Origin of the sequence: Natronobiforma cellulositropha (assembly GCF_025629245.1) — an archaeon.
In the GTDB taxonomy this organism is placed as follows: domain Archaea; phylum Halobacteriota; class Halobacteria; order Halobacteriales; family Natrialbaceae; genus Natronobiforma; species Natronobiforma cellulositropha.
In genome coordinates this window covers 122,118-146,949 of record NZ_JANZXN010000060.1, presented here as the reverse complement: position 1 = coordinate 146,949, position 24,832 = coordinate 122,118, and the positions used below count along the sequence as shown (strand labels likewise).

28 protein-coding genes, 2 tRNA genes and 1 pseudogene are annotated in these 24,832 nt (G+C 67.1%); 15 read left to right on the top strand and 16 right to left on the bottom strand.

The genetic code is table 11. The annotated features are described in order from the left end of the window. Nucleotides 1-12: 12 nt before the first annotated feature. The 4 genes from N0B15_RS18070 to N0B15_RS18055 all read right to left on the bottom strand — a co-directional run bounded on the left by N0B15_RS18070 (nucleotide 13) and on the right by N0B15_RS18055 (nucleotide 2,701). Nucleotides 13-729 (bottom strand): Sjogren's syndrome/scleroderma autoantigen 1 family protein, encoded by a 717-nt coding sequence (locus N0B15_RS18070; protein WP_263021106.1) that lies wholly within the window; start codon nucleotides 727-729, stop codon nucleotides 13-15. 73 nt (nucleotides 730-802) lie between these two features. Then, a complete protein-coding gene (locus tag N0B15_RS18065; RefSeq protein WP_263021105.1) occupies nucleotides 803-1,246 on the bottom strand; it encodes a TIGR00725 family protein in 444 nt (147 codons plus the stop codon). A 90-nt stretch (nucleotides 1,247-1,336) separates the two neighbouring features. After that, the gene (locus N0B15_RS18060; protein ID WP_263021104.1) at nucleotides 1,337-1,693 is read right to left on the bottom strand and encodes a hypothetical protein; all 357 of its coding nucleotides are present in this window, start codon (nucleotides 1,691-1,693) and stop codon (nucleotides 1,337-1,339) included. 51 nt (nucleotides 1,694-1,744) lie between these two features. Further along, nucleotides 1,745-2,701, bottom strand: coding sequence for a protein kinase family protein (locus N0B15_RS18055; protein ID WP_263021103.1), 957 nt, complete (start codon nucleotides 2,699-2,701; stop codon nucleotides 1,745-1,747). Between the two features lie 231 nt (nucleotides 2,702-2,932). Between N0B15_RS18055 and mdh the strand changes: the two genes are divergently transcribed. From mdh to N0B15_RS18040, 3 genes are all read left to right on the top strand, one after another. Next, nucleotides 2,933-3,847 (top strand): malate dehydrogenase, encoded by a 915-nt coding sequence (gene mdh / locus N0B15_RS18050; RefSeq protein WP_263021102.1) that lies wholly within the window; start codon nucleotides 2,933-2,935, stop codon nucleotides 3,845-3,847. A 90-nt stretch (nucleotides 3,848-3,937) separates the two neighbouring features. Then, nucleotides 3,938-4,702, top strand: a complete 765-nt coding sequence (locus N0B15_RS18045; protein ID WP_263021101.1) for an ABC transporter ATP-binding protein — start codon at nucleotides 3,938-3,940, stop codon at nucleotides 4,700-4,702. Beyond that, nucleotides 4,699-5,928: an ABC transporter permease gene (locus N0B15_RS18040; protein WP_263021100.1), complete on the top strand. Its 1,230-nt coding sequence runs from the start codon at nucleotides 4,699-4,701 to the stop codon at nucleotides 5,926-5,928. Before N0B15_RS18045 ends, N0B15_RS18040 begins: the two co-directional genes overlap by 4 nt. A gap of 4 nt (nucleotides 5,929-5,932) precedes the next feature. Here N0B15_RS18040 and N0B15_RS18035 read toward each other — a convergent pair whose 3' ends face one another. Beyond that, nucleotides 5,933-6,178 carry a ferredoxin gene (locus tag N0B15_RS18035; RefSeq protein ID WP_263021099.1) on the bottom strand — a complete coding sequence of 82 codons (246 nt, stop codon included), beginning with the start codon at nucleotides 6,176-6,178 and terminating at the stop codon, nucleotides 5,933-5,935. 138 nt (nucleotides 6,179-6,316) lie between these two features. Here N0B15_RS18035 and N0B15_RS18030 point away from each other — a divergent pair, with 138 nt between their 5' ends. The 3 genes from N0B15_RS18030 (at nucleotide 6,317) to cgi121 (ending at nucleotide 9,605) form a co-directional block, all read left to right on the top strand. Further along, the gene (locus tag N0B15_RS18030) at nucleotides 6,317-6,541 is read left to right on the top strand and encodes a hypothetical protein (protein WP_263021098.1); all 225 of its coding nucleotides are present in this window, start codon (nucleotides 6,317-6,319) and stop codon (nucleotides 6,539-6,541) included. A gap of 178 nt (nucleotides 6,542-6,719) precedes the next feature. After that, complete coding sequence (locus N0B15_RS18025) at nucleotides 6,720-9,110, top strand: ATP-dependent DNA helicase (RefSeq protein ID WP_263021097.1); 2,391 nt, start codon at nucleotides 6,720-6,722, stop codon at nucleotides 9,108-9,110. Continuing rightward, nucleotides 9,111-9,605 (top strand): KEOPS complex subunit Cgi121, encoded by a 495-nt coding sequence (gene cgi121 / locus N0B15_RS18020; RefSeq protein WP_263021096.1) that lies wholly within the window; start codon nucleotides 9,111-9,113, stop codon nucleotides 9,603-9,605. Nucleotides 9,606-9,617: 12 nt separating this feature from the next. Here the strand turns inward: cgi121 and N0B15_RS18015 are convergent, their stop codons facing one another. Next, nucleotides 9,618-10,265, bottom strand: coding sequence for a methyltransferase domain-containing protein (locus N0B15_RS18015; protein ID WP_263021095.1), 648 nt, complete (start codon nucleotides 10,263-10,265; stop codon nucleotides 9,618-9,620). A gap of 113 nt (nucleotides 10,266-10,378) precedes the next feature. Between N0B15_RS18015 and N0B15_RS18010 the strand changes: the two genes are divergently transcribed. Continuing rightward, on the top strand, nucleotides 10,379-11,719 hold the full coding sequence (locus tag N0B15_RS18010) for an oxidoreductase (RefSeq protein ID WP_263021094.1): 1,341 nt from the start codon (nucleotides 10,379-10,381) through the stop codon (nucleotides 11,717-11,719). 10 nt (nucleotides 11,720-11,729) lie between these two features. Here N0B15_RS18010 and N0B15_RS18005 read toward each other — a convergent pair whose 3' ends face one another. After that, nucleotides 11,730-12,389, bottom strand: coding sequence for a rhodanese-like domain-containing protein (locus tag N0B15_RS18005; RefSeq protein ID WP_263021093.1), 660 nt, complete (start codon nucleotides 12,387-12,389; stop codon nucleotides 11,730-11,732). A gap of 127 nt (nucleotides 12,390-12,516) precedes the next feature. Next, nucleotides 12,517-12,589: transfer RNA gene (locus N0B15_RS18000), tRNA-Gln, on the bottom strand. Between the two features lie 186 nt (nucleotides 12,590-12,775). Here N0B15_RS18000 and N0B15_RS17995 point away from each other — a divergent pair. The 3 genes from N0B15_RS17995 (at nucleotide 12,776) to N0B15_RS17985 (ending at nucleotide 14,565) form a co-directional block, all read left to right on the top strand. Beyond that, the gene (locus N0B15_RS17995; protein ID WP_263021092.1) at nucleotides 12,776-13,375 is read left to right on the top strand and encodes an IMP cyclohydrolase; all 600 of its coding nucleotides are present in this window, start codon (nucleotides 12,776-12,778) and stop codon (nucleotides 13,373-13,375) included. Nucleotides 13,376-13,434: 59 nt separating this feature from the next. After that, nucleotides 13,435-14,094 carry a metallophosphoesterase family protein gene (locus tag N0B15_RS17990; protein WP_263021091.1) on the top strand — a complete coding sequence of 220 codons (660 nt, stop codon included), beginning with the start codon at nucleotides 13,435-13,437 and terminating at the stop codon, nucleotides 14,092-14,094. 108 nt (nucleotides 14,095-14,202) lie between these two features. Further along, on the top strand, nucleotides 14,203-14,565 hold the full coding sequence (locus tag N0B15_RS17985) for a hypothetical protein (RefSeq protein WP_263021090.1): 363 nt from the start codon (nucleotides 14,203-14,205) through the stop codon (nucleotides 14,563-14,565). Between the two features lie 33 nt (nucleotides 14,566-14,598). Here the strand turns inward: N0B15_RS17985 and N0B15_RS17980 are convergent, their stop codons facing one another. From N0B15_RS17980 to N0B15_RS17970, 3 genes are all read right to left on the bottom strand, one after another. Beyond that, nucleotides 14,599-15,048, bottom strand: coding sequence for a hypothetical protein (locus tag N0B15_RS17980; RefSeq protein ID WP_263021089.1), 450 nt, complete (start codon nucleotides 15,046-15,048; stop codon nucleotides 14,599-14,601). A gap of 248 nt (nucleotides 15,049-15,296) precedes the next feature. Next, a complete protein-coding gene (locus tag N0B15_RS17975; RefSeq protein WP_263021088.1) occupies nucleotides 15,297-16,475 on the bottom strand; it encodes an aspartate kinase in 1,179 nt (392 codons plus the stop codon). A gap of 343 nt (nucleotides 16,476-16,818) precedes the next feature. Beyond that, nucleotides 16,819-16,891: transfer RNA gene (locus N0B15_RS17970), tRNA-Pro, on the bottom strand. A gap of 82 nt (nucleotides 16,892-16,973) precedes the next feature. On the opposite strand from N0B15_RS17970, the gene N0B15_RS17965 reads away from it, so the two are divergent. Then, entirely contained in the window at nucleotides 16,974-17,231 is a 258-nt protein-coding gene (locus N0B15_RS17965; protein WP_263021087.1) for a pro-sigmaK processing inhibitor BofA family protein, read from the top strand. An 11-nt stretch (nucleotides 17,232-17,242) separates the two neighbouring features. On the opposite strand, the gene N0B15_RS17960 is transcribed toward N0B15_RS17965, so the two are convergent. From N0B15_RS17960 to eif1A, 3 genes are all read right to left on the bottom strand, one after another. Continuing rightward, nucleotides 17,243-17,968 carry a DUF7504 family protein gene (locus N0B15_RS17960; RefSeq protein WP_263021086.1) on the bottom strand — a complete coding sequence of 242 codons (726 nt, stop codon included), beginning with the start codon at nucleotides 17,966-17,968 and terminating at the stop codon, nucleotides 17,243-17,245. Between the two features lie 116 nt (nucleotides 17,969-18,084). After that, entirely contained in the window at nucleotides 18,085-20,136 is a 2,052-nt protein-coding gene (locus tag N0B15_RS17955; protein ID WP_263021085.1) for a DEAD/DEAH box helicase, read from the bottom strand. A gap of 106 nt (nucleotides 20,137-20,242) precedes the next feature. Continuing rightward, nucleotides 20,243-20,530, bottom strand: a complete 288-nt coding sequence (gene eif1A, locus N0B15_RS17950) for a translation initiation factor eIF-1A (RefSeq protein WP_263021084.1) — start codon at nucleotides 20,528-20,530, stop codon at nucleotides 20,243-20,245. A gap of 110 nt (nucleotides 20,531-20,640) precedes the next feature. On the opposite strand from eif1A, the gene N0B15_RS17945 reads away from it, so the two are divergent. From N0B15_RS17945 to N0B15_RS17935, 3 genes are all read left to right on the top strand, one after another. Continuing rightward, the gene (locus N0B15_RS17945) at nucleotides 20,641-20,820 is read left to right on the top strand and encodes a DUF7470 family protein (RefSeq protein WP_263021083.1); all 180 of its coding nucleotides are present in this window, start codon (nucleotides 20,641-20,643) and stop codon (nucleotides 20,818-20,820) included. Nucleotides 20,821-20,882: 62 nt separating this feature from the next. Beyond that, entirely contained in the window at nucleotides 20,883-21,311 is a 429-nt protein-coding gene (locus N0B15_RS17940; protein WP_263021082.1) for a hypothetical protein, read from the top strand. Nucleotides 21,312-21,375: 64 nt separating this feature from the next. Continuing rightward, nucleotides 21,376-21,636: a DUF8015 family protein gene (locus tag N0B15_RS17935; protein ID WP_263021081.1), complete on the top strand. Its 261-nt coding sequence runs from the start codon at nucleotides 21,376-21,378 to the stop codon at nucleotides 21,634-21,636. On the opposite strand, the gene N0B15_RS17930 is transcribed toward N0B15_RS17935, so the two are convergent. Next, nucleotides 21,633-23,606: a DUF460 domain-containing protein gene (locus N0B15_RS17930; protein WP_263021080.1), complete on the bottom strand. Its 1,974-nt coding sequence runs from the start codon at nucleotides 23,604-23,606 to the stop codon at nucleotides 21,633-21,635. The two genes, N0B15_RS17935 and N0B15_RS17930, sit on opposite strands and share 4 nt — an antisense overlap. Before the next feature lie 271 nt (nucleotides 23,607-23,877). Continuing rightward, complete coding sequence (locus tag N0B15_RS17925) at nucleotides 23,878-24,297, bottom strand: hypothetical protein (protein ID WP_263021079.1); 420 nt, start codon at nucleotides 24,295-24,297, stop codon at nucleotides 23,878-23,880. 114 nt (nucleotides 24,298-24,411) lie between these two features. Here N0B15_RS17925 and N0B15_RS17920 point away from each other — a divergent pair. Beyond that, a pseudogene (locus tag N0B15_RS17920) lies at nucleotides 24,412-24,618 on the top strand (IS6 family transposase); the annotation flags it as partial. Nucleotides 24,619-24,832 lie beyond the last annotated feature (214 nt).

Sequence of the window (24,832 nt, the reverse complement as noted above, 5' to 3'; positions counted from 1 at the left end):
GCTCGCCGCCGATCACCGCAACGCTGCCAGCGCCTCTGCGGCCTCGCGTGCGGCCTCGAGACACTCCTTGGCGTAGCGCGGATCGTCGGTCGTCGCGGCCTCGCGGGCGAAGCGCTCGAGTGCCCCCGTCAGCGCGTCGTGGGCCTCGGCGAGGTCGCCAGCCTCGAGCGCTGGCCGCTCGAGCGAGGGGTCGGGCGTGCTCGCTCGAGCGCTCGCGGTGGGTGAGGGTGGTGTCGTGGCGTTCGCGTCGGCCGTCGCCGTCTCCGTCGTCGCTGCGCCGCCGTTGGCTTCGGTCGGTGCTGTGCCGTCGTTCGCCGCCGCTGGTGTGGTTGTCGCCGCTTCGCCGTCGTCCGTCTCAGTCGGGGTGTCGCCCGTCGGCTCGGGACTCGCGTCCGTTGCCGTCTCGGGGGACTGTGTCGGCGCTGGCTCCTGGGCCGATGCTGGCTCCTGACTCGGCGCGTTCCGTGGCTGGCTCCCCTCGGCAGCGGCCGCGTCGGCGTCTCCCACACTCGCCTCGACACCCTCCGGTCCCCCGTGACAGGAGGGACAGAAGGTGACGCCGTCCTGTGTGAAGAACGGGTCGCCACAGACGTTACAGTGGGTGTTGGTCATCGTCGCCCCCTTCAACAGCAGGTCGCTCATCCGCTGGGTGGCCTCGCGGTCGGCCTTGTCCCGCTCGTACTTCTTGCGAAGCTTCTCGCGTTCGGCCTCCTTGTCGAAGTCGCTCATGGGGGAGTGAAGGGACTCGAGCGCCGAAAAGGCTGCGAAGCGGCCGCTGGTGAGACGACTCGAGCGAGATCAGCTACTCGAGCGTCCGCTCGAGTGCGTCGACCGCCGCGGTGGGCGTCTCGACGGCTTCGACCTCGGGAACCTCGTGGGTCTCGAGACCGACGACCGGCCGCCCGTAGATCAGCGCGAAGCCGATTTCGGTGAGCGTGCCGGGACCGCCCGAGAGGGCGACGACGCCGTCGCCGTTGAGCGGGACGAGCGCGTTCCTGGTGTGGCCCAGACCGGTCGCGATGGCGGTGTCGACGTACGGGTTCGCGGCGTCCGGGTCGGTCCCCGGTAAGATGCCGACCGTCTCGCCGCCTGCTGCCTTCGCCCCGCGACAGACGGCCGCCATCGTGCCGCCCCGGCCGCCGCAGACGACGGTGTGGCCGCGCTCGCCGAGTTCGCGGCCGACCGCTTGCGCGATGGCTCGTTCCTCTCCGTCTACGACGCCGCCGCCGATGACACTGACGCGCATGTTGCTCACTCCGCTGTTCGGAGGCGTCCGGCTTAGGAGCGACCCTCCGACTCGAGAGGTGGTAACTCGAGGCGGCGTCTGCGTTCGTACTCACCGCTGTGCGCGGTGTCGAGAACGGGGGTTCCGTCGGCGCGCGTTCTGCCGCCTGGTGTCGAGCGCGTATCGACGAGAGTGGCGGCGCTGGCCGCTCACACCGGTGGTGTCGTTCTGAGACCCCTCGGGCAGCGGTGGGAGGTAATCGGGTAGTTCGGAGGCGTCGAACGCGAACACCGTCGGGCCGGTGTAGCGCTCGAGTACCTCCGCACCCGTCAGAGTCGTTGGGTCGGTGGGCAACGTGCCCTCGGTCCACTGGCCGTCTTCCCACACCGCCTCGAGTCGCCAGTCGCGGTGCTCGGGCGAGGCGACGACGTCGGCCGCGGCCGTGCTGTAGATGGCGACTCGAACCATATCGTCGTACATTCCTCGGCGAATTCGCATAAGTGTACCGCCGCGTCTCCGTCAGGCCTGCTCGTACGTGTTCAGGTACTCGACGTTCGCCGCGATGTGCTCACAGTGGACCGACTCGGAGAACCCCACCGCGTCGAGGATCCGGTCGTAGTCCTCGAGTCCGCGGCGGATGGGTGGGACCACCCCGTACTCGACGAGCGCGCTCGCGAGTTGCTGTGTCCGGTCCACCACGTCTCCCGGGCCGACCTCGAGTGCGGGCGCGGTTCGCTGGTCGTCGATCGCTCCGGCGAGATCTGCGGCCATCGTCGCGGCCCGTTCGACCTGTTCCCAGTGGGTGTGTCTGACCGCGCCGTGATCGAGATCGACACAGTAGACGCTGCCGTCCTCGCGGACGAAGACGTTCCCCTCGTGGAGGTCCCGGTTTCCAGCGAGCAGTTGTGCGGCGAGCTGGTCGAGGAACTCGTCGCGGTCGACGTTGTTGGCCGCTCGCGTCGTGAGACGAACCACCGTCTCGCCGTCGATTCCTTCGACGGCAATCCACTCTTCGGTGAGGTGAAACGTGTGTGCCGGGGTGGCGACGCCCATCGCCGACAGAAACGCGAACGTCACGATTCGTCGGTGGGCGTGGCCGGGAACCGGCGGGCGCTCGCTCGTCTCGGGGTTCGCCTCCGCCCGGTAGTGGGTGACGAACGCGACGTTCGCGTCGGTCGGTGCATCGCTGAGGTCTGCCGTCTCCATGTACGCAGCGGAGTGGCCGCCCGCCCGGAACTGCTCTGGAAACGGCACGAACGCCGTCACGTCGGCCGGATCGTAGGCACTCCAGTCTCCGATCCGCTCGCTCGTCGCCGACTCCGGCGGCGGAAACAGCGTGAACGACTCCCCAGGGTGGACGTGTCTCGTGTGAACGCCGGGTGTGAGCACGAGCCTCGCGAACGACCGGAGGACGGCCGTCTCCGGCTGGTTCCACTCGAGTGTGGGCAGTCGGCCGTCGTCGTCACGAGCGCACATTCAGCTATCGAAACCACGTACAGTGACGGGTATAGCGCTTCGCATCTCCGCTGGCTGGCGGTTACACTCGTCGCCACACCCTACCGGCGGGGTGTTGGCCGAGACCGCGATCCCTTGGCGCCCACCGCAGTGGTGGCCACTTCGACGATCGTCGACCTACTGATCGTCGAACCCCGCATTCACGAAGGTTTCGACGGATTTAACGCGCCACCGGGTGGATTTCTACGTGGTATGACGAAAGTTAGCGTGGTCGGTGCGGCCGGGACGGTCGGGGCCGCAGCGGGCTACAACATCGCACTCAGGGACATCTGTGACGAACTCGTCTTCGTGGACATCCCGTCTCAGGAGGACACGACGGTCGGACAGGCCGCCGACACGAACCACGGCGTGGCCTACGACTCGAACACCGTCGTCAGACAGGGTGGCTACGAGGACACCGAGGGCTCCGACGTCGTCGTCATCACGGCGGGTATTCCACGCCAGCCGGGACAGACCCGGATCGACCTCGCGGGTGACAACGCGCCGATCATGGAGGACATCGGCTCCTCGCTCGCCGAGTACAACGACGACTTCATCACCATCACGACCTCGAACCCGGTCGACCTGTTGAACCGCCACCTCTACGAGACCGGTACTCGACCGCGCGAGCAGGTCATCGGCTTCGGCGGCCGTCTCGACTCCGCGCGATTTCGCTACGTGATCTCCCAGCGCTACGACGCCCCCGTCCAGAACGTCGAGGCGACCATCCTCGGCGAACACGGCGACGCACAGGTGCCGGTCTTCTCGAAAGTCCGCGTCGACGGCACGGACCCCGAGTTCTCCGACGACGAAAAGGACGAACTCCTCGAGGAACTGCAGACCAGCGCGATGAACGTCATCGAGAAGAAGGGCGCGACCGAGTGGGGTCCCGCCACCGGCGTCGCCCACATGGTCGAGGCCGTCCTGCGCGACACCGGCGCGGTGCTCCCCGCGAGCGTCGCACTCGAGGGCGAGTTCGGCCACGAGGACGTCGCCCTCGGCGTCCCGGTCAAACTCGGAGCCAACGGCGTCGAGGAGATCGTCGAGTGGGACCTCTCGGCGTTCGAGCGCGACCAGCTCGGCGAGGCCGCCGAGAAGCTCGCCGAACAGTACGAGAAGATCGCGTAAGCTCGCGCCGGCGTGGTCTCGAGCGGCCGTTTCACGGCAGACGTGTTGATTTAGCAAGATATTTTAGTATCCGATCTGAACTCTTCGGCAATGACTCGTGAGTCGGAGCCTAATGCCCCTGCTGTGGCCGCAGTGGACGTCCGTCGGACCTACGAACTGGGCGGTGAGCCGGTCCACGCCCTCGACGGCGTCTCGCTGACGCTCCCCGCGGGGTCGTTTACCGCGGTGATGGGACCGAGTGGCTCCGGAAAGTCGACGCTGATGAACGTTCTCGGCTGTCTGGATACGCCCGACGCTGGTACCGTCGAACTCGGCGGTCAACGGATTGCCGAGCTCTCGGGGCGCGAGCGGGCCCGGCTCAGGGGCCGAGAGATCGGGTTCGTCTTCCAGACGTTCAACCTCATGCCCCGGCTGAGCGCAGCCGAGAACGTGACGCTCCCGATGCTGTTCGCGCCCACCGTCGAGGGGCGACGCGAGCGCGCACGGACGCTCCTGGCACGCGTCGGGCTGGAAGACCGGGTAGACCACGCACCGAGTGAACTCTCCGGCGGGCAGCGCCAGCGTGTCGCTATCGCCCGCGCGCTCGCGAACGACCCCACGCTCATCTTGGCCGACGAACCGACGGGCAACCTCGACACCGCCACCGGCGACCGCATCATGTCGCTGTTCGAAGAGCTCCACGCGGAGGGCGCCACGATCCTGATGGTGACACACGAGCCCAACACCGCCGCCTACGCCGACCGGATCGTTCACGTCCTCGACGGCCGGATCGAGACGATCGAAGACCTCGGCTCGGGAGACCCTGCGGGCGCGTCGAGCGACGACTCCGTGGCCAGCGCCGGTGGTGACGCGTGAACCTTCCCGAGAGCCTCCGGATTAGCTGGCGGTCGATCGCCTCGCACAAACTCCGCTCGACGCTGACGACCCTCGGCGTCATCATCGGCGTCGCCTCCGTCATCACGTTCATGGTTCTCGGTGGTGCGTTCACCGCGAGCATCGTCGGCGACCTCGAGTCGTTCGACGAACCGGGGATGCTCGTCTGGACGCAGACGACCCCCGCGGACGGCTTCGGCGTGATCGAAGTCGACGCGGCGATCTACACCGAACACGACGTCGAACGTCTCGAGGCGCTCGATGGGGTCTCGTCGGTCTCGCCCACGGCCAGCATCCCGGTCACGCAGACGGCACACGGCGGCGACCGGGTGACGGGGACGGTCGGGGTGACCGCGACGACCGACGGCTACTTCTTGCCCGAGGAGATCGTCGATGGCGAGGCGTTCACCGCGGGCGCGAACGAGGCGATGATCAACGCCCACGCGGCGCAGCTCTTCGACGGCGGGGTCGGCGTCGGCGACGAACTCACCCTCTCGTTGCCCGACGGCTCGAGCGAGACCGTCACGGTCGTCGGTGTCGTCGAGGAGGCCGATGGGTTCGGCTCGTCGCCGATGCTCTACGTGCCGACCGATCCGTTCTACACGACGACGATCGAGACGCCCCGCGAGACGACCGAACACGCCTACTCGTCGCTGGTCGTCGTCGCCGAGGGCCCGGAATCCGTCGACGGCGTCCAGACGGCCATCCTCGAGTACTTCGAGTCCGACGAGGCCGACGCCAGCCAGCTCAAACAGGGCGACCACGAGATCGCCGTCCAGACCGTCGACGACGCCATCGAGCAGGTGACCGAGATCGTCGACCAGCTCACGATCCTCATCGCCGGCATCGCCGCGATCGCTCTCGTCGTCGGCTCGATCGGCATCGCCAACATCATGATCGTCAGCGTCACCGAGCGCACCCGCGAGATCGGCATCATGAAAGCCGTCGGCGCGACAAACCGGGATATTCTGCAGCTGTTCCTCGTCGAGTCGGTCATCCTCGGGTTCATCGGCTCCGTCTTCGGCGTCCTCCTCGGCCTCGGCGTCGGCTTCCTCGGTGTCTCTCTGCTCGAGTGGCCGATGGTCTACCCGCTCGACTGGATCGCCATCGCCATCGCCGTCGGCGTCGGCGTCGGCGTCCTCTCGGGGCTCTACCCCGCCTGGCAGGCGGCGAAAACCGACCCCATCGAGGCGCTCAGACACGAGTGACGGGCTACGGAATCAGCTGCTCGCCGTCGTCGTCGTAGAGGACGATGGCGTCGACCGGACACGTCCGCGCGGCGAACTTCGCGTCCAGTTCCGCCCCCTCGGGCACCTCGAGCGCGAAGACGCCGTCGTCGACCTCCTCGGCTCCCGTGAGGACGGCTTTGCCCGCCGACTTGTCCTTCTCGAAGGCGTCCCACTCGGCGACGCACTGGTACATCCCGATACAGGTGTCCTCGTCGAACTCGACTCGCATACCTGGGCGTTGGCGCGAGCCGACCAAAGGCCTGACGACTGCGCTGGGCCGCGTGTTCGAGACCTCTTCGGCGCGTTGTCCGAGACGTTTTCACCACGTTTTCGACACCGTTTACGCGCTCGAGCGCACACGTCCCCTATGCTCGAGTACGCGGTCTTCCCGCTCCAGGAGGGGACCACGATGACCGAACTGATCGCCGTCGGCGTCACCTTCCTCGTCCTCTTCGCCTTCCTCGCGGGGTCGGTGATGGTCATCCTCCGCGCGTATCGCGCCCGCGCGGCCGACGAAGAACTGCGCTACCGGGTCGCGACACTCGAGGAAGAAGTCGAGCGGCTCCACGAGCGCCTCGACGACCGGGAGTGAGGAGGGGACAGACAGCGAGTACAGTGTGCGACACTCGTGAAAGCCCCGTCGCTCGTCCGGGTGGCCACCGTCGGTGGGTGTTCGCGACCGTCGGCGTGGGGAGTACGACAGCGAGCCGCTGGTCTCGAGTACGGGTGGAGACGATAGCTTAAACCGGGTCACGACCCAACGGATGGCAATGAACGTCGAGGAGTTGTCGGGGCTGCCACCCGGCGCACTCGAGCACTTCCGCGAGATGGGCATCGAGTCGCTCTACCCGCCGCAGGCGGAGGCCGTCGAGGCGGGGATTCTCGAGGGTGAGAGCCTCGTCGCTGCGGTGCCGACGGCGAGCGGGAAGACGATGATCGCCGCCCTCGCGATGCTCTCGGCGGTCGAACGCGGGGCGACCGGTTCGAGCGGCGGCAAGGCGCTCTACATCGTCCCGCTGCGCGCGCTCGCGAGCGAGAAACGGGCCGAGTTCGACGCCTACGGCGAGTTCGGCGTCACCGTCGGCGTCGCCACCGGCAACTACGAGTCGACGAGCGACTGGCTCGCGACCAAGGACATCATCGTCGCCACGAGCGAGAAGGTCGACTCGCTCGTGCGCAACGGCGCGGAGTGGCTCACCGACCTCACCTGCGTCGTCGCCGACGAGGTCCACCTCATCGACGACGCGAGCCGTGGGCCGACACTCGAGGTCACGCTCGCGAAACTGCGCCACCTGAACCCGGCGCTCCAGGTCGTCGCCCTCTCGGCGACGGTCGGCAACGCCGGTGAGATCGCCGACTGGCTCGACGCGGCGCTCGTCCACTCGACGTGGCGGCCGATCGACCTCCGAACCGGGGTCCACTACGGCAACTCACTCGAGTTCGGCGACGGCACCACGCGCGAGGTTCCCGTCGAGGGGGCGGAGCGACAGGAGGCCGCGCTCGTCCGCGACATTCTCGCGGAGGGTGGCTCCTCGCTCGTCTTCGTCAACTCCCGGCGTAACGCCGAGGCGGCGGCGGCACGCCTCTCGGGGGTCGCCGACCGCGAACTGGTGAACGTCGAGCGGACGGAGCTGGCGGCGCTCGCCGACGAGATTCGCGAGGTGAGCGACGCCGAGACGAGCGACGACTTGGCGACCTGCGTCGAGAGCGGCGCGGCCTTCCACCACGCGGGGCTGGCCGCCGAACACCGCTCGCTCGTCGAGGAGGCGTTTCGCGAGCGCCTCCTGAAGGTGATCTGTGCGACGCCGACGCTCGCCGCCGGGGTCAACACACCCGCCCGCCGGGTCGTCGTCCGCGACTGGCGGCGCTTCGACCCGAGCGCGGGCGGGATGGCCCCGCTCTCGGTGCTCGAGGTCCACCAGATGATGGGCCGGGCGGGCCGGCCCGGACTCGACCCCTACGGCGAAGCCGTCCTCCTCGCGAAAGGCCACGACGAGCGCGAGGAACTCTTCGAGCGCTACGTCTGGGCCGAACCCGACCCCGTCCGCTCGAAACTCGCCGCCGAACCCGCGCTGCGCACTCACGTCCTCGCGACGGTCGCCTCCGGCTTCGCACGCACCCGCCAGGGTCTCCTCGAGTTCCTCGACGAAACGCTCTACGCGACCCAGACGACCGAGACGGGCCGACTCGAGACGGTCGCCGACGGCGTCATCGAGTACCTCGTCTCGAACGACTTCATCGAGCGCGAGCGAGAGGGGGCGGACGAAGACGGAGACGCCGACGGCGGCGACGGCGCGTTCACCTCGGCGGCGGATCTGGCGGCGCGCTCGAGTCGGACCGAACGGCTGCGTGCGACGGGGCTCGGCCACACCGTCTCGCGGCTCTACCTCGATCCGATGAGCGCCGCCGAAATCGTCCACGGACTCGAGGCGGCCGCAGAGCGCCCGACGGCGCTCGGCTGCTACCACCTCGTCTCGAGGACGCCCGACATGTACCAGCTCTACCTGCGCTCGGGCGAGGACGAGACCTACGGCGAACTCTACTACGAGCGCGAGCGCGAACTGCTCGGCGACGCCCCGAGCGAGTTCGAGAGCGCGCGCTTCGAAGACTGGCTCGCGGCGTTGAAGACCGGGAAACTGCTCGCAGACTGGGCGAGCGAAACGGACGAGGACCGCCTCACCGAGCGCTACGGGATCGGTCCCGGCGACCTCCGCGGGAAGGTCGACACCGCCGAGTGGCTCCTCGGGGCGGCGGAGTCACTCGCCGCCGAGATCGACAGCGAGTGGACGGTCGCCGTCCGCGAGGCCCGCGCCCGGGTCGAACACGGCGTCCGCGAGGACCTCCTCGAACTCGTCGGCGTCCGCGGCGTCGGCCGAAAGCGTGCCCGCGCGCTCGCCGCCGTCGGCATCGAGACGCCCGCCGACCTCCGCGAGGCGGACAAGGGACTCGTCCTCGGGGCGCTGCGAGGCGAGAAGACCGCCGAAACGATCCTCGAGAACGCCGGCCGCGAGGACCCCTCGATGGAGGGCGTCGAGGCGCGCTACCCGGCGGACGACGGCGAGGTCGTCCTCGAGACCGACCGCGAGCGCGAGGCGAGCGACGGTGCCGAACGCACCGACGCAGACCCCGACGAGAGCCAGTCGAACCTGGGTGATTTCTGAATGGACCTGCTCCACTGCACCCTCGAGATCGACGACCTCGACGCCTTCATCGAGACGCTCGCGGCCGTCGGCGAGGCGTACGACACGACGGTGCAGGCGTTCGACGCGCGCTACGTCGCCGGTCCCGCCCACCTCGAGCGTGCCGTCGCGCTGGCCGACCGGGCGCTCGCCCGCGGCGAGAACGTCGCCCGCGAGCGTGCCGTCGAGATCCTGCTCTACGCCGCCGGGCGCAGACAGATCGACCGCGCCCTCGAGATGGGCGTCTCCGAGGGGCGCACGCCCGCGGCCATCCTGCTCTCGGGCGGTGACGAAGCGGGCGCACGCGACGCACTCGAGACGGCGCTCTCGCTCGAATCCGACGCTCCGTTCGCCCACACCGACGAGACGCGCCTCTGTTCCTTCTTCGAGATCACGGCCGCCGAACGCACGGCGACCGACGCGACGCTCGAGGAACTCGTCTGTGAACGCGTCGCGCTGCTCGAGGTCGAGAAGTGAGGCGCCCCGCCGTCAGCCCGACCGACAGACGGCAACGTAGCCGATGCCGGCGGCGTACGTCTCGACGACCGTACACTCATCGAAGGCCGCCTCGAGCGACGCCAGGACGTCGCCGTCGGGGTTCCAGTTGGCGTACCAGCGCAGGAAGCGACGTACCAGCGGGTTGACGACGCTGGCCGGGCCGGAGGGAACCGGCCGGAGGTCGAAGACGACGAGCGTGCCGCCGGGGGCGAGCGCCCGGGCGATGGTCTCGACGGTCGCCTCGACGTCCGGCATGAGGCTCAGCGAGAGCGTCGCCAGCGCGGCGTCGAACCCCCGGTCGAACGTCGCCTGCGTGGCGTCCGCCAGACGGACCTCGACGTTCTCCCAGCCGTGGCCCTCGACGCGTGTATCGGCGTCCGCCACCATCTCCGGACTGTAGTCGAGGGCGACGACCGCGCCGTGCTCGCCCACGTCGCTCCGGAGCCGAGCGAGGTTGACGCCCGGCCCACACCCGACCTCGAGCACGCGGTCGCCGCGCTCGAGACCGAGGTGGTCTATCGCCGTCTCGCGAATTGCCGCGAGTTCCCGCTCGCTGCGTCCGTAGCTGTCGCTCCGCTGGTCCCAGACCGCTCGACTCCGCTCGAGGTGGTCCTCGTACTCGCTCGGGGATCGTGCCATGGATCGGCGTTCGGACGGCGAGCGGAAGGCTCTGGTGGCAGTACGGACCGGTTCCCTGCGCGTGGTGGGAGCCGACGCCACCCTCTTGTACGCACCCGTCGTCACCCATCCCAATGACGTCACTCGAGGACTCACTCGAGATCGGTGGCTGTCGGATCGACAACCGCCTCTACAGAGCACCGCTGCTCGAGTGTGCGGGCACCGGACCCGACACCGTCGAGACGCTGATCGACGACCTCGAGCCGGCGGCGGCGTCGGGAGTCGGCCTGCTCTGTCAGGGGGCGACCATCGTCTGCGGGGAGGGCGGCTGTGCCGCCCCGGGGATGACCCGTGTCCACGATCCGGCGTTCGTCGAGACGCTCGCCGCGCTCACCGAGCGGATTCACGACCACGGGAGCAAGATCGTCGTCCAGCTCGAACACGGCGGTCTCCGGAGCATGGAGACCTGGCACGCCGAGTACCGACGCACCCACCCGGAACTCGAGCAGCTCGCGGTCTCGCGTCCGCCCTGGCAGCTTCGCGCGCTCGACCGGGCGGGCTTCCTCCACTACCGCCCGCACGTCCTGACGACCGAGGAGGTCTACGAGTTGGCGGCTGACTTCGGGCGGGCGGCGGCGAACTGCGTCGCGGCGGGCTACGACGGCGTCCACCTCTCGGGGGCGAACATGGGCATCGTCCAGCAGTTTCTCTCGCCCTTCTACAACCGTCGCGAGGACGAGTTCGGCGGCTCGCCGGAGAACCGCCTCCGGTTTCTGGCGCTGGTCCACGACGAGATTCGCGCACGGGCGGGCGACGTGCCCCTGCTGACGAAGGTGCCCGCGGAGACGCCCGCCCCGCCGGTCGTCCGCCGAAAACTCTCGCTCGCCGACGGGGTCGAACTCGCCCGCCGGCTCGAGCGAATCGGCTACGACGCGCTGGTTCCGGTCCAGACCTCGGTGGTGTGGGACATGAGCATCGTCAGAGGGCGCTACCCCGGACGGGCGTGGGCGAACGAGTCGCTCCGGGAGGGCTACGACGCCGCGTTCGGCGGTCCCTGGCGCAGGCGGCTGGTCGCGGCGGCGAACCGCGTCCAGTCGGTCCAGTACGGACTCGAGGGACCGTGGAACGCCGAGTTCTGTCGGCGGGTCCGCGAGGCGGTGTCGGTTCCCGTCCTCGCGGAGGGTGGGATTCGCAGCCGTCGAGAGATCGACCGCCTGCTCGGCGAGACCGGCGGCGACCCCGCCTGCGACATGGTCGGGATGGCCCGGCCGTTCTACGCCGAGCCACGCCTGGGCGCTCGCTTGCTGGACGGCGGGTGTAGAGCCGGACAGCCGGTCGCTCCGACGACGCGCGCGCTCTGTGAGAGCTGTAACAACTGTACGGTTCCGCAGGTGACCGGCGCGCCAGGGATGTGTCGGACGCCGTCGGTGCTTCGCGAGCGGGGCGACCTCGAGCGGGCAGGTGTCTACGACTGATCTCGCCAGGTTAGACGAGCGTCCGCTCGGTGACGACGTCCTCGGTGAGCGCTTCGAGGGTCGCCTCTCCGGCGTACGACGGTGTCTCGACGTGCAGCACGGACTCGTCCTCGAGGTCTGCGAACCGGAAGGTCAGCTGGTAGCTGCCGTCGGATTCGACTGGTGAGACCTCGTGTTGTCCACCGTCGGGGTCGGAGACCCAGACGTACTCGCCAGCGTCTGCCGGGTCGGCCATCCCTCGAATATCGTACTCGGCGACGTCGGCCACGACGTTGCTCTCGGTCGGATAGCCCGCCTCCTGCCAGGCGGGGTAGCCCGGTTCGAGGGCGTTGAGGTCGGTGAAGCCGTCTTCGATGAGCGTCTCGCCGCGCTGGAGCGCGAGCGAGTGCGGGCAGTCACAGTAGGCGACGATCTTCGTCCCGTGGTCCCACTCGGCCGTCGGGTCGTTCGCGACGCCGTTCGGGGCGGTGCTGAGGTGTGCGCCAGCGATGTGGTTGGCGTTGTACTGGAGTTGCCCCCGCGTGTCGATGAACTGTGCCTCGTCGTTCTGGTGCCACTCGTAGACGGTGTCGAGCGAGACGAGCGTCACCCCGTCGTCGCTCCCGGAACAGCCGGCGAGAACGGATGCGGTCGTCAACGCCCCGGTCGCGAGAAATGCACGGCGATTCATATCCCGTCTACGAACGACCGACCAATATCGTTTCTGGTGACGCGAGGACCGCGACCAGACCCCTTCGTTTCCACTCGAGAATGCAATACGGCGGCATGGTCGAACTCGAGGTGAAACGCGCGAAGAGTAGTCCCGGCTGGATTCGAACCAGCGTCCTTGCCTCCAGAGGGCAAGAGGATTGGCCGCTACCCTACGGGACTGTACGCGAGAAGATGGCGGTGGATCACTAAACGCTGTCGTTTTTCGGCGGCGGTCCGGTGGCTGCTGTTCACCGTCTGGGCCGTCGTTTTCACGGCCGCCTCCGGACCTCGCTGTCTCTCGAGTACTCGCCGGTCGCGTCCCACTGAATCGACACCAACTTAGCCCCGAGTGCCCGACGACCCAGTATGTACATCGGACGATTTCTCGTCGTCAGTCCCGACGGCGGTGCCTACCGCGTCTCCTCGCGGTCGTTCCCGAACCGGGCTGTGACCACGCGAGACGAGGGCCGGACGCTCACCGTCGGTCCCACGGCCGCGGCCGAAGAGACCGACAACCCCTACGTCGCCTACAACTGCCTGCGCGTCGTCGACACCCCGACGGGCGAGACGGTCGCCTTCGGCAACGGCTCACACGTCGACCCGATCAGCGAGAAACTCGAACTCGGCTATCCGGCGCGTGACGCGCTGGCCTCGAGCCTGCTCGCACTCGACTACGAGAAAGACGCCTACGACACCCCGCGCATCGCCGCGACGCTCGACGCCGACGGCACCGCACTGATCGGCACCGTCCGCGCCGACGCCATCCTCGTCGAGACTGTCGACGAGCCGACGCTGGTCGCGACCTACGAGCGAGACACGCCCGAGGCGTTCGCGTTCGACCTCGGGGACGCCGCCGGGACCGCAACCGACGCGCTCGGTCTCGAGTTCGACCACGCCGTCTGTGCGGCGGCCGTCTCACGGACCGACGACGGCTTCGACCTCGCCGTCGACAACGGCGACGACTGAGCCACACTCCGCCTCGAGCGAGCCCCGGATACATACCGCTGGCTCCCGTTCACTCGCGTATGCGCGTCGGCTTGCTCTCCGACATCCACGCCAACCGCGTCGCGCTCGAGGCGGTGCTCTCGGATATGCCCTCCGTCGACGCCCTCGCCTGCGCTGGCGACGTCGTCGGCTACAACCCGTGGCCACGCGAGTGCGTCGAGGAACTCCGCGAGCGCGCCGTCGTGACCGTCCGCGGCAACCACGACCGCGCCGTCGTCTCGCCGGGCGAAGCCAGACTGAACCGGCTGGCACGCGCCGGTCTCGAGCACGCCCGAACCTGTCTCGAGCCCGGACACCTCGAGTGGCTCGCGTCGCTCCCCGAGACGCGCCGCGAGTTCGACGGCCGCCTCCGCCTCGTCCACGGCCACCCCGATGACCCGGACCGCTACACCTACCCCGACGACTTCTCGCCTCGCTTGCTCACCGACGAGGACGTCCTCGTCCTCGGCCACACCCACGTCCAGCACGCCGAACGCTACGGTGAGGGCATCGTCGTCAACCCCGGCAGCGTCGGCCAGCCTCGAGACGGCGACCCGCGGGCGGCCTACGCGGTCGTCGACCTCGACGCGCTGACCGTCGACCTCAGACGCGTCGCCTACGACGTCGACGCCGTCAGGCGCGAACTCGAGCGCGTCGGTCTCCCGGAGCGGACCGGAACCAGACTCGCTCGCGGTCGCTGAGCCGTCGGTCTTCGGTCCGGCGCTCGAGACACTCCGCCGTGGGTGTCTGTCGCACGATACGGCGTGCGGGCTAACACCTTTCAGCGGGGGCGTGGTACGACGGTGCGCATGGCGCTACAACGGCTGCTCGGCGGCGACCCGTCGAAGCGTTCGACGCTGTACCTCGTGATCGGTGGTCTCTCGCTCGCGAAAGCGATCGCCGTCAGGAACGACCCCGACCGCTTCAAGCGCGAACTGCTCGACGCCGGCCTGTTCATCGGTCTCGGCCTGGTGCTTCGCCGCTACAGCACTCTCAAAGCGGAGAAACGCGCAGAGATTACGAACCAACTTCCGGACTGGCTCGTCGGTGACGAACCCGAAACGACCTCGGCGCGAGCGCGACTGCGCGCCAGTGCGAAGCGGCGCTTCTCGAGCGAGCCACAGCGAGACCCGACGCTACGAGAGAAGGCCCAGCAGGCCATCTCGAACTAGTCATCGAGAACCGTTCACTGCCGGGGGTTCGGCCTACGCCCCACGGACCGGGTCGAACGCCTCAGCGACGTCGACGCCGAAGGTGTCGGTCCGGACTCTGACCGGCGTCGGCGGCGGTCCAACGAGCGTCAATCCGTCGGCAGAGTGGGTCGCCTGTGTCTCCGCGGTGGGTGGCGTTTCCCGCCGCTCGCCGTCTTCGACCACGACGGTCGGGTCACTGACGAACACGTCGCCTTCGAGCGGTGCGCTCCCGTCGTCCGGGCCGTCGGCGTCCGTCGGTGCGTCGAGCGAGACGCTCTCGAGGTCGCCGAACAGTCGGTCGGTCGCAGCGCTCACCGCTGCGGACTCCTCGGCAGCGCTCGCGTCGGTCGACTCGTCGTCGAGGACGTCTTCGGGCGCTTCGGCACCGAACGCCTCGAGTACCGCGTCGGGATCGGGTTCGACGTCCGCGAAGACCTCGCGTACGGTCGGATGAGTGGACATGGGCTCTCACCCGTTCCTCGACGAGGTCCCCCTTGGTTACGACCCGGTTACTCGTGGAGAAAGTGCGCCGCGTCCGGGCCGTCTCGCCACGGAGCCGACAGTACGGTGACTTCTTTTCACCCCGGCGCTGGCAGTCGGTTTACCCGCGAACGTGCGGGTGTAATTTCTCGTTGACCGTGCGCTCGAGTACCCGTTTCGCGCGAACGTGACGCTCGCCGGTACTGGGGTGACGTCGACCCTGGGGACCGTCAGAAGAGGTCCTGGGTGATCTCGAGGGTCTCTTCGCGGTCGTCCCAGCCGACGAAGAGTGCGACGCTGGTCGCCGAAGTGATGATGTCGTGGACGTTGATGCGAGCGTCCGCGAGCGGGTTGACGATGTCGCCCATGATGCCCGGCTGGTTCGGCAACTCGCCGCCGGTGACGCGGACCACGGCGAGTGGCGCGTCGACGGTGATACTCGAGAGGGCGTCGTTGGCGATCACCTCGCGGTGGAGGATGTTCTCGGCGCGCTCGGCCTCGTCTTCGTCGATGTAGAAGGTGATGCTGTCGAGACCGCTCGCGACGGCGTCGACGTTCACGTCGGCCTCACCGAGCGCCGAGGCCAGCGACTGGAAGACGCCCGACTGGTTTCTGATCGCGCGCCCGGCGACGGTGAGACAGGCCAGCGGCCGTTCGCGCATGTCGACGAGGCTCTCGAACTCGCCTTCGATGCTGGTGCCGCCGGTCAGGAGGTCGCCGTGCTGGTAGTGGACGACGCGGACGCCGAGCGTCCCGTCTTTGTACGAGAGCGCCGAGGGTGCGACGACCTCGGCACCACGGAACGAGAGGTTCCGGAGTTCGTCGACCGAGATCTCGCCGACGTTGCGTGCTCCCTCGACGACCCGCGGGTCGCCGGTCATGACGCCCTCGACGTCGGTGACGATCACGACCTCGTCGGCCTGCATGTACTTGCCGAGCATGACGGCCGTCGTGTCGCTGCCTCCGCGGCCGAGGGTCGTCACGGAGCCGTCGGTCCCCTCGGCGAGGAAGCCCGTGATGACCGGGACGGCGTCGTCTAAGCTGTCCGCGACCTCGAGCGCGCGCTTTCGCGTCTCGGCGACGTCGACCTCGCCGAACTCGTCGGTGATGATCGGCCAGCCCTCGCTCCCTGGCTCTAAAAAGCGCGCGTCGATGCCGCGGGCGGTGAGCGCCGCCTTCAGCATCCGCACCGAGATTCGCTCGCCCATGCTGACGATCTCGGAGCGGTCTTCCTCGTCGGCCTCGAACGTGATCTCGTCGAGGAGATCGTCCGTCGTCGACCCCATCGCGCTGACGACGACGGCGAGTTCGTGGCCGTCTTCGACAGCGGCAGCGACCGAGTCGGCCGCCCGGTTGATCCGGTCGCCGCTGCCGAGACTCGTCCCGCCGAACTTGGCTACGACGCGCATGCGTTCACCTCGAGTTCGTGTCGAAAACTGGTGAGTGTACTCATGTGCCACATCGTTACCAGAGGGGGAAGATAACTGTGTCTCTTCGGACATCGAGCGTTCGTGTGGCGTTACTTCGGTTCGACTCGCTCGAGCGGCCTGTGAGGATCCAGTGTGCTCGAGCACTGCGACTCCCGAGGCTCAGAAATCCGCCCTCGTCCACTTCCCGCTGCTCGCGGAGTTGCTCGCAGCAGAAGTATGGGATCGCTCGGATTTGAACCACGGTCGGAGCAAGCTCTTCCCTGATTCAAACCGGGCGATATAATGAATTCGTCGCTCACGAGTTTGTTCGCGACAGAATGAATGGGATCGCTCGGATTTGAACCGAGGTCACGGGCACCCAAGGCCCGAAGTATACCAAGCTAACCCACGATCCCGTACTCACGCTTTGGTGGTCGACGGGTAAAGCGTTTCGTTCTGCGACGGAACGTTTTTGGTCTCGCCGTGAGCGCCCCGAGTATGGTCACTACCCTCGAGGTCGTCCTCTTGTTGCTCGTCCTCGCCTTCTTCGTTGGTGCGACGCGCATCATCAGGACGGTCAAACCGTTCGTCGTCAACGCGGTCGTGGGCTTGCTCACCCTCTACCTCGCGGGTGCGCTCTTCGGGGTCTCGGTCGCCGTCACGCCGGTCGCGCTCGTCATCGTGGCGGTCGCTGGCCTGCCAGGGGCGTTGCTGGTGATCTTACTCGCGGTGTTCGGTATCGGGTTCGTCCCCTGATCTCGACGCCGTCACTGTCCGAGGATGCGTGCGATGTCGTCGTCGGTCGCCTCCGACGCTGGCTGTATCGTCTCCGTGAGCGGAACGTCACCGTCGCCGGCCTCGTCTGCGTCGCTCCACGTCTCGAGCACCGCGGCGACTTCGTCGTCGGTCGCCTCCGGGAGCGACCCCTGGACCGAGTCGTCGCAGACGACCGCGTCGAAGAGCGAACTGAACGTGGCGACGGTCCGGTCGTCGAACGCCGTCGGATCGAAGTGGACGTGGGCGTGGGCGCCGACGCTCGAGAAGCGATTCAACAGGACGTAGGTGAACTGAAAGACCGCCTTCGGGGAACTGTGTCTGAGCGCGGCGTCGAGCGAGTGAAAACAGACCACGAGCTGTTCGTCGCCGTCGCCCCAGTGTTCACAGAACTGACTCACCGAGAGGCCGATCGCCGAGAGGTCGCCCGGATCGTCGACCACGTCGGTCGTCATCGGCCCGGTGAAGTCCGGTTCGCCGGACGATCCCGACTGGAGGACGTCGCCGATCGAGACGAGCCCCAGCTTCGACGGACGGCCATTGCTGTAGGAGCGATCGGTCTCGACGTTCGCACTCGAGAACGAGACGGTGAGTTCCGCGAGGTCACCTTCGAGGTCGACCGTTCGAAGCTGCTCGCACGTCGTCGAATCCGTCGGTCCCGCGTGGACGAAGAGGACGTTCGCCGGAGGCTCGATCGCGTCGGGTGTTGTCGGTTCCATCGGGTGGCCACCCGGGCCGGGAGACCCGGTAATTGGAGGTCACAACGCACGGCTCACCCTTTATGTTTCTGGCCGGATACTCGAACGGCGAGCCCGAGCTGGCCGTCGCGTCCGCCTCAGTACTCATCGCGCAGTTCGATGTCGGCGACGAGGTCGTAGGGGTGGGCGTCCTTGCGGATGCCGTCGAGCAGCGCGAACGACTCGCCTGGGTTGAGGAAGTGTTCGGTGATGACGCGCCCGAGCGGCGTCGGTTCGAAGCCGTCGATGAACTCGTACTGGAGGAGCTTTCCGAGCGCGTGTTTCGTCGGCACGTCGCCGAGCATCCGGTCGTTGAGCCGTTTCGCCCGTCGGCCGCCGACGGTGATGTTCGCGAGCGTCTCTTCGATCGCACCGTCCTCGTCGTAGGTCGTCATCACCGACTCCATCTCGCCTTTCAGGAGCGTAAAGGCCACCTCGTCTTCGGTCATCTCCATCGAGTTGTGGTACGAACAGTCGGGTTCGACGAGGACGTACACCATCCCCTGGTCGTGGTAGTCGGGCCGGCCCGCACGCCCGAGCATCTGGTGGAACTCCTGGACGGAGAGCCACTCGATCCCCATCGCCAGCGAGTCGAAGATCACTTGCGAGGCGGGGAAGTCGACCCCCGCCGCGAGCGCCGCCGTCGTCACGACGGCCGCGAGTTCCTGCTCTCCGAACATCCGCTCGACGCGCTTTCGGCGCTTGTAATCGAGACCGGCGTGGTACGGTGCGGCGTTGTACTCGAGCCGTCTGGCGATCTCGTGACACCGGCGTCGCGAGTTAGTGAAGATGATCGTCTGGCCGCGATAGCCCTTCGAGGACTCCTTGTCGAACTCGCGTCTGACGAGTTTGTTCTCGATGCGCACCTTCTCCTCGCCGCTCGCGAAGGTGACGTGGCGCTCGATGGGCACTGGCCGCTCTTCGAACTCGATCAGCGTCGCCTCGAGCGCCGCCGCTAGCTGCTCGGGGTTGCCGACGGTCGCCGAGAGGAACACCCACTGTGCGCCGTCGTAGCCCTCGTGGCTCGCTGCCCGCTCCTCACAGACGTACTTCAGCCGCGAGATGAGTCCATCCAGGCGGTGGCCCCGCTCGTCTTCTTTGAGCGTGTGGACCTCGTCGATGACGACGGTGCCGATGTCGCCCATCTCCTTGCCGGTACGCAGGGCGTGGTCGATCCCCTCGTAGGTGCCGACGATCACGTCCGCACCCGGATCGAAGCGGTTGCCGTCGTCGGTGATCCGACTCGCCCCCACCCGGATCGTCACGTCGACGAGGTGGCCGTACTCCGCCTCGAAATCCTCGTACTTCTGGTTGGCGAGGGCGACCAGCGGGACGAGAAACAGCAGCTTCCCCTTCCCCTCGAGGACGCGGTCGATGCCCGCGAGTTCGCCGACGAGGGTCTTCCCGGTCGCCGTCGCGCTCACCACTAACTGGTCGTCGCCCTCGAAGAGACCGTGTTCCGCAGAGAGGCTCTGGACCGGCAACAGCGTCTCGAAGCGGTCCTCGAGCAGCGCCTGGAGCTTCGGGTTGAGGTCGAGCGTGTCGACGCGCACCGGGTCGACGTCCTCGACGGTCGCGCTGATCGTATCGAACTTCGTGAGGTCGGGGTCGAGTCTGCCCTGCAGGAGGTTGACGATCCGCTCTAAGTCCTGGACCTCGAGCATCAGCTCCTCTAGGCGATCTTTCGCCGCGCCCGTGACGCCGCCGACGTAGGAGAGTTGGCGCTCGAGTTCGCGTCGGGCGCAGTCAGTGCAGATCCAGTCGCTCCCGTCGCGGACGGCCGTCTCGGTCGTCACCGGCGAGTACGACCCCGCCGACGCACAGTAGCGACAGGTCCGCACCACCTTCGCCTCGAGCTGGTAGCCGTCGAGCATCGCCTGTAACTCGGCGCGTCCGGCCCGGGAGGTCTGTTCGGAGATGCGGATGCGTTCGGCCATCCGCGCGAGGTCGACGAACTCGTTGGGCTGGCGTGGCTCCTCGCTCGAGCCGCGTTTGACGCGGAACTTCGAGGGCCGGGGCCCCGCCTCGGTCTCGGCGAGTCCGAGTTTCGCGCGAAACAGTCGCGTCCCGTCTCGGATCACCACGACGAGGTAGTCGCCGCCGGTCTCGTGACAGAAGAGCGTCTCGACCTCCTGGACCTGCTTCGACACGGCTACGGGTAGTCGTCCCCGATACTTGAGCGATTCGGACTCTGTACGGGACGGACGGGTCGCTCGAGTGTGCGCCACTCGAGTGGGTGTCTCGAGCGCGCTCGAGTCACTGGACGTGGCCGTCACGCCGGAGCTGGTCCGCCTCGGCCTTCTCGTAGCGCCAGGTGATGTCGGCCTTCTCGTCCTGCCAGTCCCAGGGGTCGACCAGGACGACGTCGTCTTCACGGATCCAGACGCGCTTTTGCATCTTCCCCGGAATCCGCGCGGTGCGTTCTTTCCCGTCACTACAGCGGACGGTGACGCGGTTCGCCCCGAGCATGGCGGTGACGGTCGCGAAGACCTCGCTCTCGGCTGGCATTCTGAGGTCCGTGCACTTGCCGTCGTCCTGACTCATACCGGGCCGTTTGTACTCGAATTGTGTTATCTTTTTTCGTCTCCGTGATCGCGCTCGCCTCCCGCTCTCGAAACCAGCGCGTTTTACTCACTCGAGCGTTCACTCGCGGTATGTACGACAAACTCGGCCCGCTCGGCCTGGTCGGTCTCCTCGCCATCGTCGGCGGCATCGCGCTCATCGCCTCCGAAAATCTCCTGATCGCCGCGGGGATGGCGCTGATCCTCGGTGGCTTCGGCCTGGTGGTGAAGGGACTCGTCAGCAGCGTGCTCGCCTCCTGGGGTATGTTCTAGTCGTCTGTGGGCGCTCGAGCGAAACCCGAACACACTTCTACGATTATCTACACGTTGGTGGTATGGGCCGTCAGCCTCCCTCCAGCACAGTCGTCGGTCCCGAGCGCCCGCCCGGGATCGGCCTCGTCTGTGGCGTCGGTGCGCTCGCCTCGCTCGTCGTCGGCTTCTTCGCGCTCTACTTCTTCGTCGAACTGGTCGAAACGGTCGTCCTCCGACGGCCCTCGCTCCTCCGGGTCGTGTTCCTGGCGCTGGTCGTCTTCGTACTCGCGTCGTACTTCCTCGCCATCGCGGTGGCCGTCTACGGGCTGTGGACGGTACGGCCATGGGCCTGGCCGCTCTCGATTCTGGTGTTCACCCTCGGCGGTTTCTGGAGCCTCGCTCGAGTCGATGTCGTCCCCACCGTTCTCTCGGTGTCGGCCGTCGGCTACCTGTTCTCGAGACGGACGCTGTTCAGTCGCGACACCACACGGGTCTTCGTCGAAGACCGCTAGTTCGGGAGATTATCACGTCTCGCCTGAGCATCGGTTCTTTATCGCTCGAGTGCGTACTAGTAGCATGGTCTACTCGCTGCAGTACTACGATCTCGTGTTGGTCGCGATCGCCGCGAGCATGGTCCTCGGGGCGCTCGTCGCGTTCGTGACGCCGGTCGCGTTCGAGGTGGCGATCCCCCTGTTCGCCGTCGTCGCCATCGCCTTCATCGGCCACGCGCTGTTCGTCAACGGTCCCGTCGACGAGACCGACGACCTCGCGGCGGAGGTCGAACTCGAGGAGGTGCCAGCGGTGCTCTCGCCGCTCGAGACCGCGCCGGAGCGCTAGGCCTCGTTGTCGCCCGCGCGGTGTTCGCTGATGAGGCGGTCGACCATCGCGGCCTTCCGGTCACGTTTGCGCGCGGCCGCCCGCTGGCGCCAGTCGGCGATGACGGCGTCGACGTCGTCCTCGCGAGCGACGGCGAGTTCGTCGATCTCTTGCATCGCCACGTCGGCTGCGGGACCGACGGGAATCTCGGCCTCGAAGAGGATCTCGTCTGCGACCTCCGAGAGACCGCCGTCTTTGAGGACGACCCGTGGCTCGAACGCGGCGAGTTTCCTCGCCGTCGAGCGGCCGGCCCCGCTGGCGTCGCGCAGGTAGACCACGTCGTCGCGCGCGAGTCCGTAGCCCTCGTGGGCCTCGCGGATCGCCCCTTTGGTGAACTTCTCGATCACTTTCACAGGGACGAGCCCCGCCCGTTTGGCCGAGACGTCGGCGAAGTTCGAGTGGTCGAGTTTCCAGAGTTCTTTCAGCCGCTCGAGTTTCCCCTCGAGCGCCTCGACCTCGTCTCGAGCCTCGTCGCGCTCGCGTTCGACGGTCTCGACGCGGCGCTCGAGGCGGGTCACCTCCCGGTCTTTGCGCACCCGTCGGCGCTCCTCCTGGCGGGTGACGGCGAGTTCGGTCTCGAGGTCCTCGATCTGCTCGTCCCGGTCGTCGATGCGGCCCTCGAGCGTCTCGACGTGTGACTGGAGACGCTCGACCTGGCGCTCGAGGTTGCGGATGCGTTTCTCCTCGGCGGTGAGTTCGCGTGGCTGGTGGTCGGTCGTCTCCTCGTCCTGCCCGTCGTCCTCGTCGAGGTCTCTGAGGACGGCTTCGACGCTCTCCTCGCCGGCGACGACGCGGGCAATCACCTCGCCGCGGTCGAGTCCCGGCGGTACTTTCCGGGTGATGCGTTCGAACTGGTCTTCGTGGGCGTCGAAGGCGAACAGCGCGGCGGCCAGCGCGTCGCGCTGGTGGTCGTCGTCGTAGGGGTGCTCGCGCGTGCGGTGTTGTTTCTCGTCGATCGGGACGTCACGCTCGGGGGTGAAGCCGGCGGCGTCGAAGCTCCGGCGGAACTTCTCGACGGTTTCGGGCATCGGCGTCACGTCGGCGGCGACGATCACGGGGCGGCCGCGCTCGACGATCCACTCGATCACGTCCGCGGTGTCGCTCGTGCGCGAACTCCAGACGTCGAGTACCTCGCCGTCGAGACCGACGATCGAGACCGCCGTGGTCGTCCCGGGGTCGATGCCGACGAGGACGTGATCGAGGCGTTTCGCGAGCGGGCGGAACTCGATGCCGTCGCGGCGGACCCGTTCGACCTCGATGCGCACGTCGCCCGAGCGGGTCGCCGAGACCGGGATGTCGGCCGGGCGTGCCTCGACGGTGAAGACCGCGTTCGCGTAGCCGCCGTAGGCCTCGCGGATCTCGCGCTCGTACTCGAGGTTCGCCGTCGCGAGTGCGGATTCGACCTCGCGGGCGGTGCGTTTGACCGAGCCGTGGATGCGCCGGGTGTAGCGATCCGCGCTCCAGCCGCCTTTGCCGGTCGAGCGCCCGCGCGAGACCTTGACTTCGGTAGTGTCGGTGAACGCCGACACCTCGTAGCCGACGTTGTGGGCGGCGAGTCTGGCGGCGGCTTCAGCCTCGCGCATCGGCTCTTTCCCGTAGGGAATGCCGTGGCGCTTGGCGACGCGCGAGAGCGGTTCGGGCTGTTCGGCACCCGTCACCTGGACGAGCATCGTCTCCGTCGGGAGCGAGCCCAGCACGTGGACGAGTTCGTCTTTGTCGGCCGCGAGTTCGTACATATTGTCCGTCGCGACGATGGCGGGTTCGACCGCCTCGATCCGTCGGCGGAGCTTTCGCCGGGAGACGACGTCGCGCTCGAGCGTCTCGCCGTCGAACTCGACCAGCGCGTAGGAGGGGGCGTCGCCGCGGACGTCCCCGCTCTGGATGTCGACGCCGAAGACGGTCGCCTCGAGCGCACTCGTTCGTGTGCTCACGGGAGGCGATAGGGGTGAGGAGGGTATAAATCCGCCGCGGGTGTGACGGGCTGACACGATGGTGTCGATTTCCCACCCAGGGGACATTTGATAAATAGGCCGTGGTGAATCGCCATACAGCGGTTGATTTCACTACAGTAACAACTGCAACGATTTACACACCCATCGCCGACCCGTCTGGCGATCAGGTATGCACTGACTTGCAGTGGCTACTATCGCTGATGGCTCGCTCGACGTTGTAGACGACTTCCTGTGGCGCCTGCGGCTCCCCCTATGTATCGTTGAACGTTGTCCACTCTACTTCGGTCCCCAGAATATCTGCGAGTGAAATGATTACCGATTGCAGTTCGTTGATTTGTTGCTGTTGTTGTTCCACGACATGTTGGAGGTCGTCGATCTGCGATTGAGACTCGTCGTACTGCTGGGTGGTCTTTTCTAATCTACCCGTGAATGTTTCCATAGCCTCTGAAAGATGTGAGATGTCCTCAGCAGTTGCCAACCCGTGTTCGTGGGGATCAGTCAGCATCTCTCTATGGGTGACGATCGCGTCAGCAACGTTCTCACTCCCGTCTGGAAGCGTTATCGACAGCGGTTGTGTCCTGGGCGTGTCAGTCGCAGATGCGGTGCCATCCGTCTCAGGGGACTGGTTCTGTTTGTCGCCTCCCGCGGATTCCTTCGAATCACTACTCATATCTCATGCGGGGTTCCCAACCAGTATAAAGTCTCGTCAGACATCGACACATCGGACCGAATAATAGATGATTGACACATATGTGCTGTGATCCATCACGACTCTTCGAAGCCTGCTGTCAAGAGTAACGGCGAGTGGTTGTGGTTGTACGCCCCAATAGCCCTCGGAACGAAGTTGATGCTCGACGCCCAGTTGTTCGGTCGCCACGGCACTGATCCGGTAGCTGCGTTCCTGCATGGACTCCGCGAGAAACACGGCCTCTCTGAGGCGCCCTTTCTCGTCGATCAGTGTGGCTCTCGGACGGCGCTTGTTCAATTAGGACGGCTCTGGGAATCGTCATACTGCGTCGAGTCGTGTTGTCTTACAGTTGTCCAGAGACCGGCTCATCAGCGTGCCACCGCCCGATTCCAGGAGGTTCTCACCGTGATCGTCCCCGTGTGGCGACTCGAGCGGCGCGATGTTCCACCGACAGTCGCCGTCGTCTAGTGGTTCACCAGAGCCGACCCGACCATTTTCGAACCGTAAGCAGTCGATC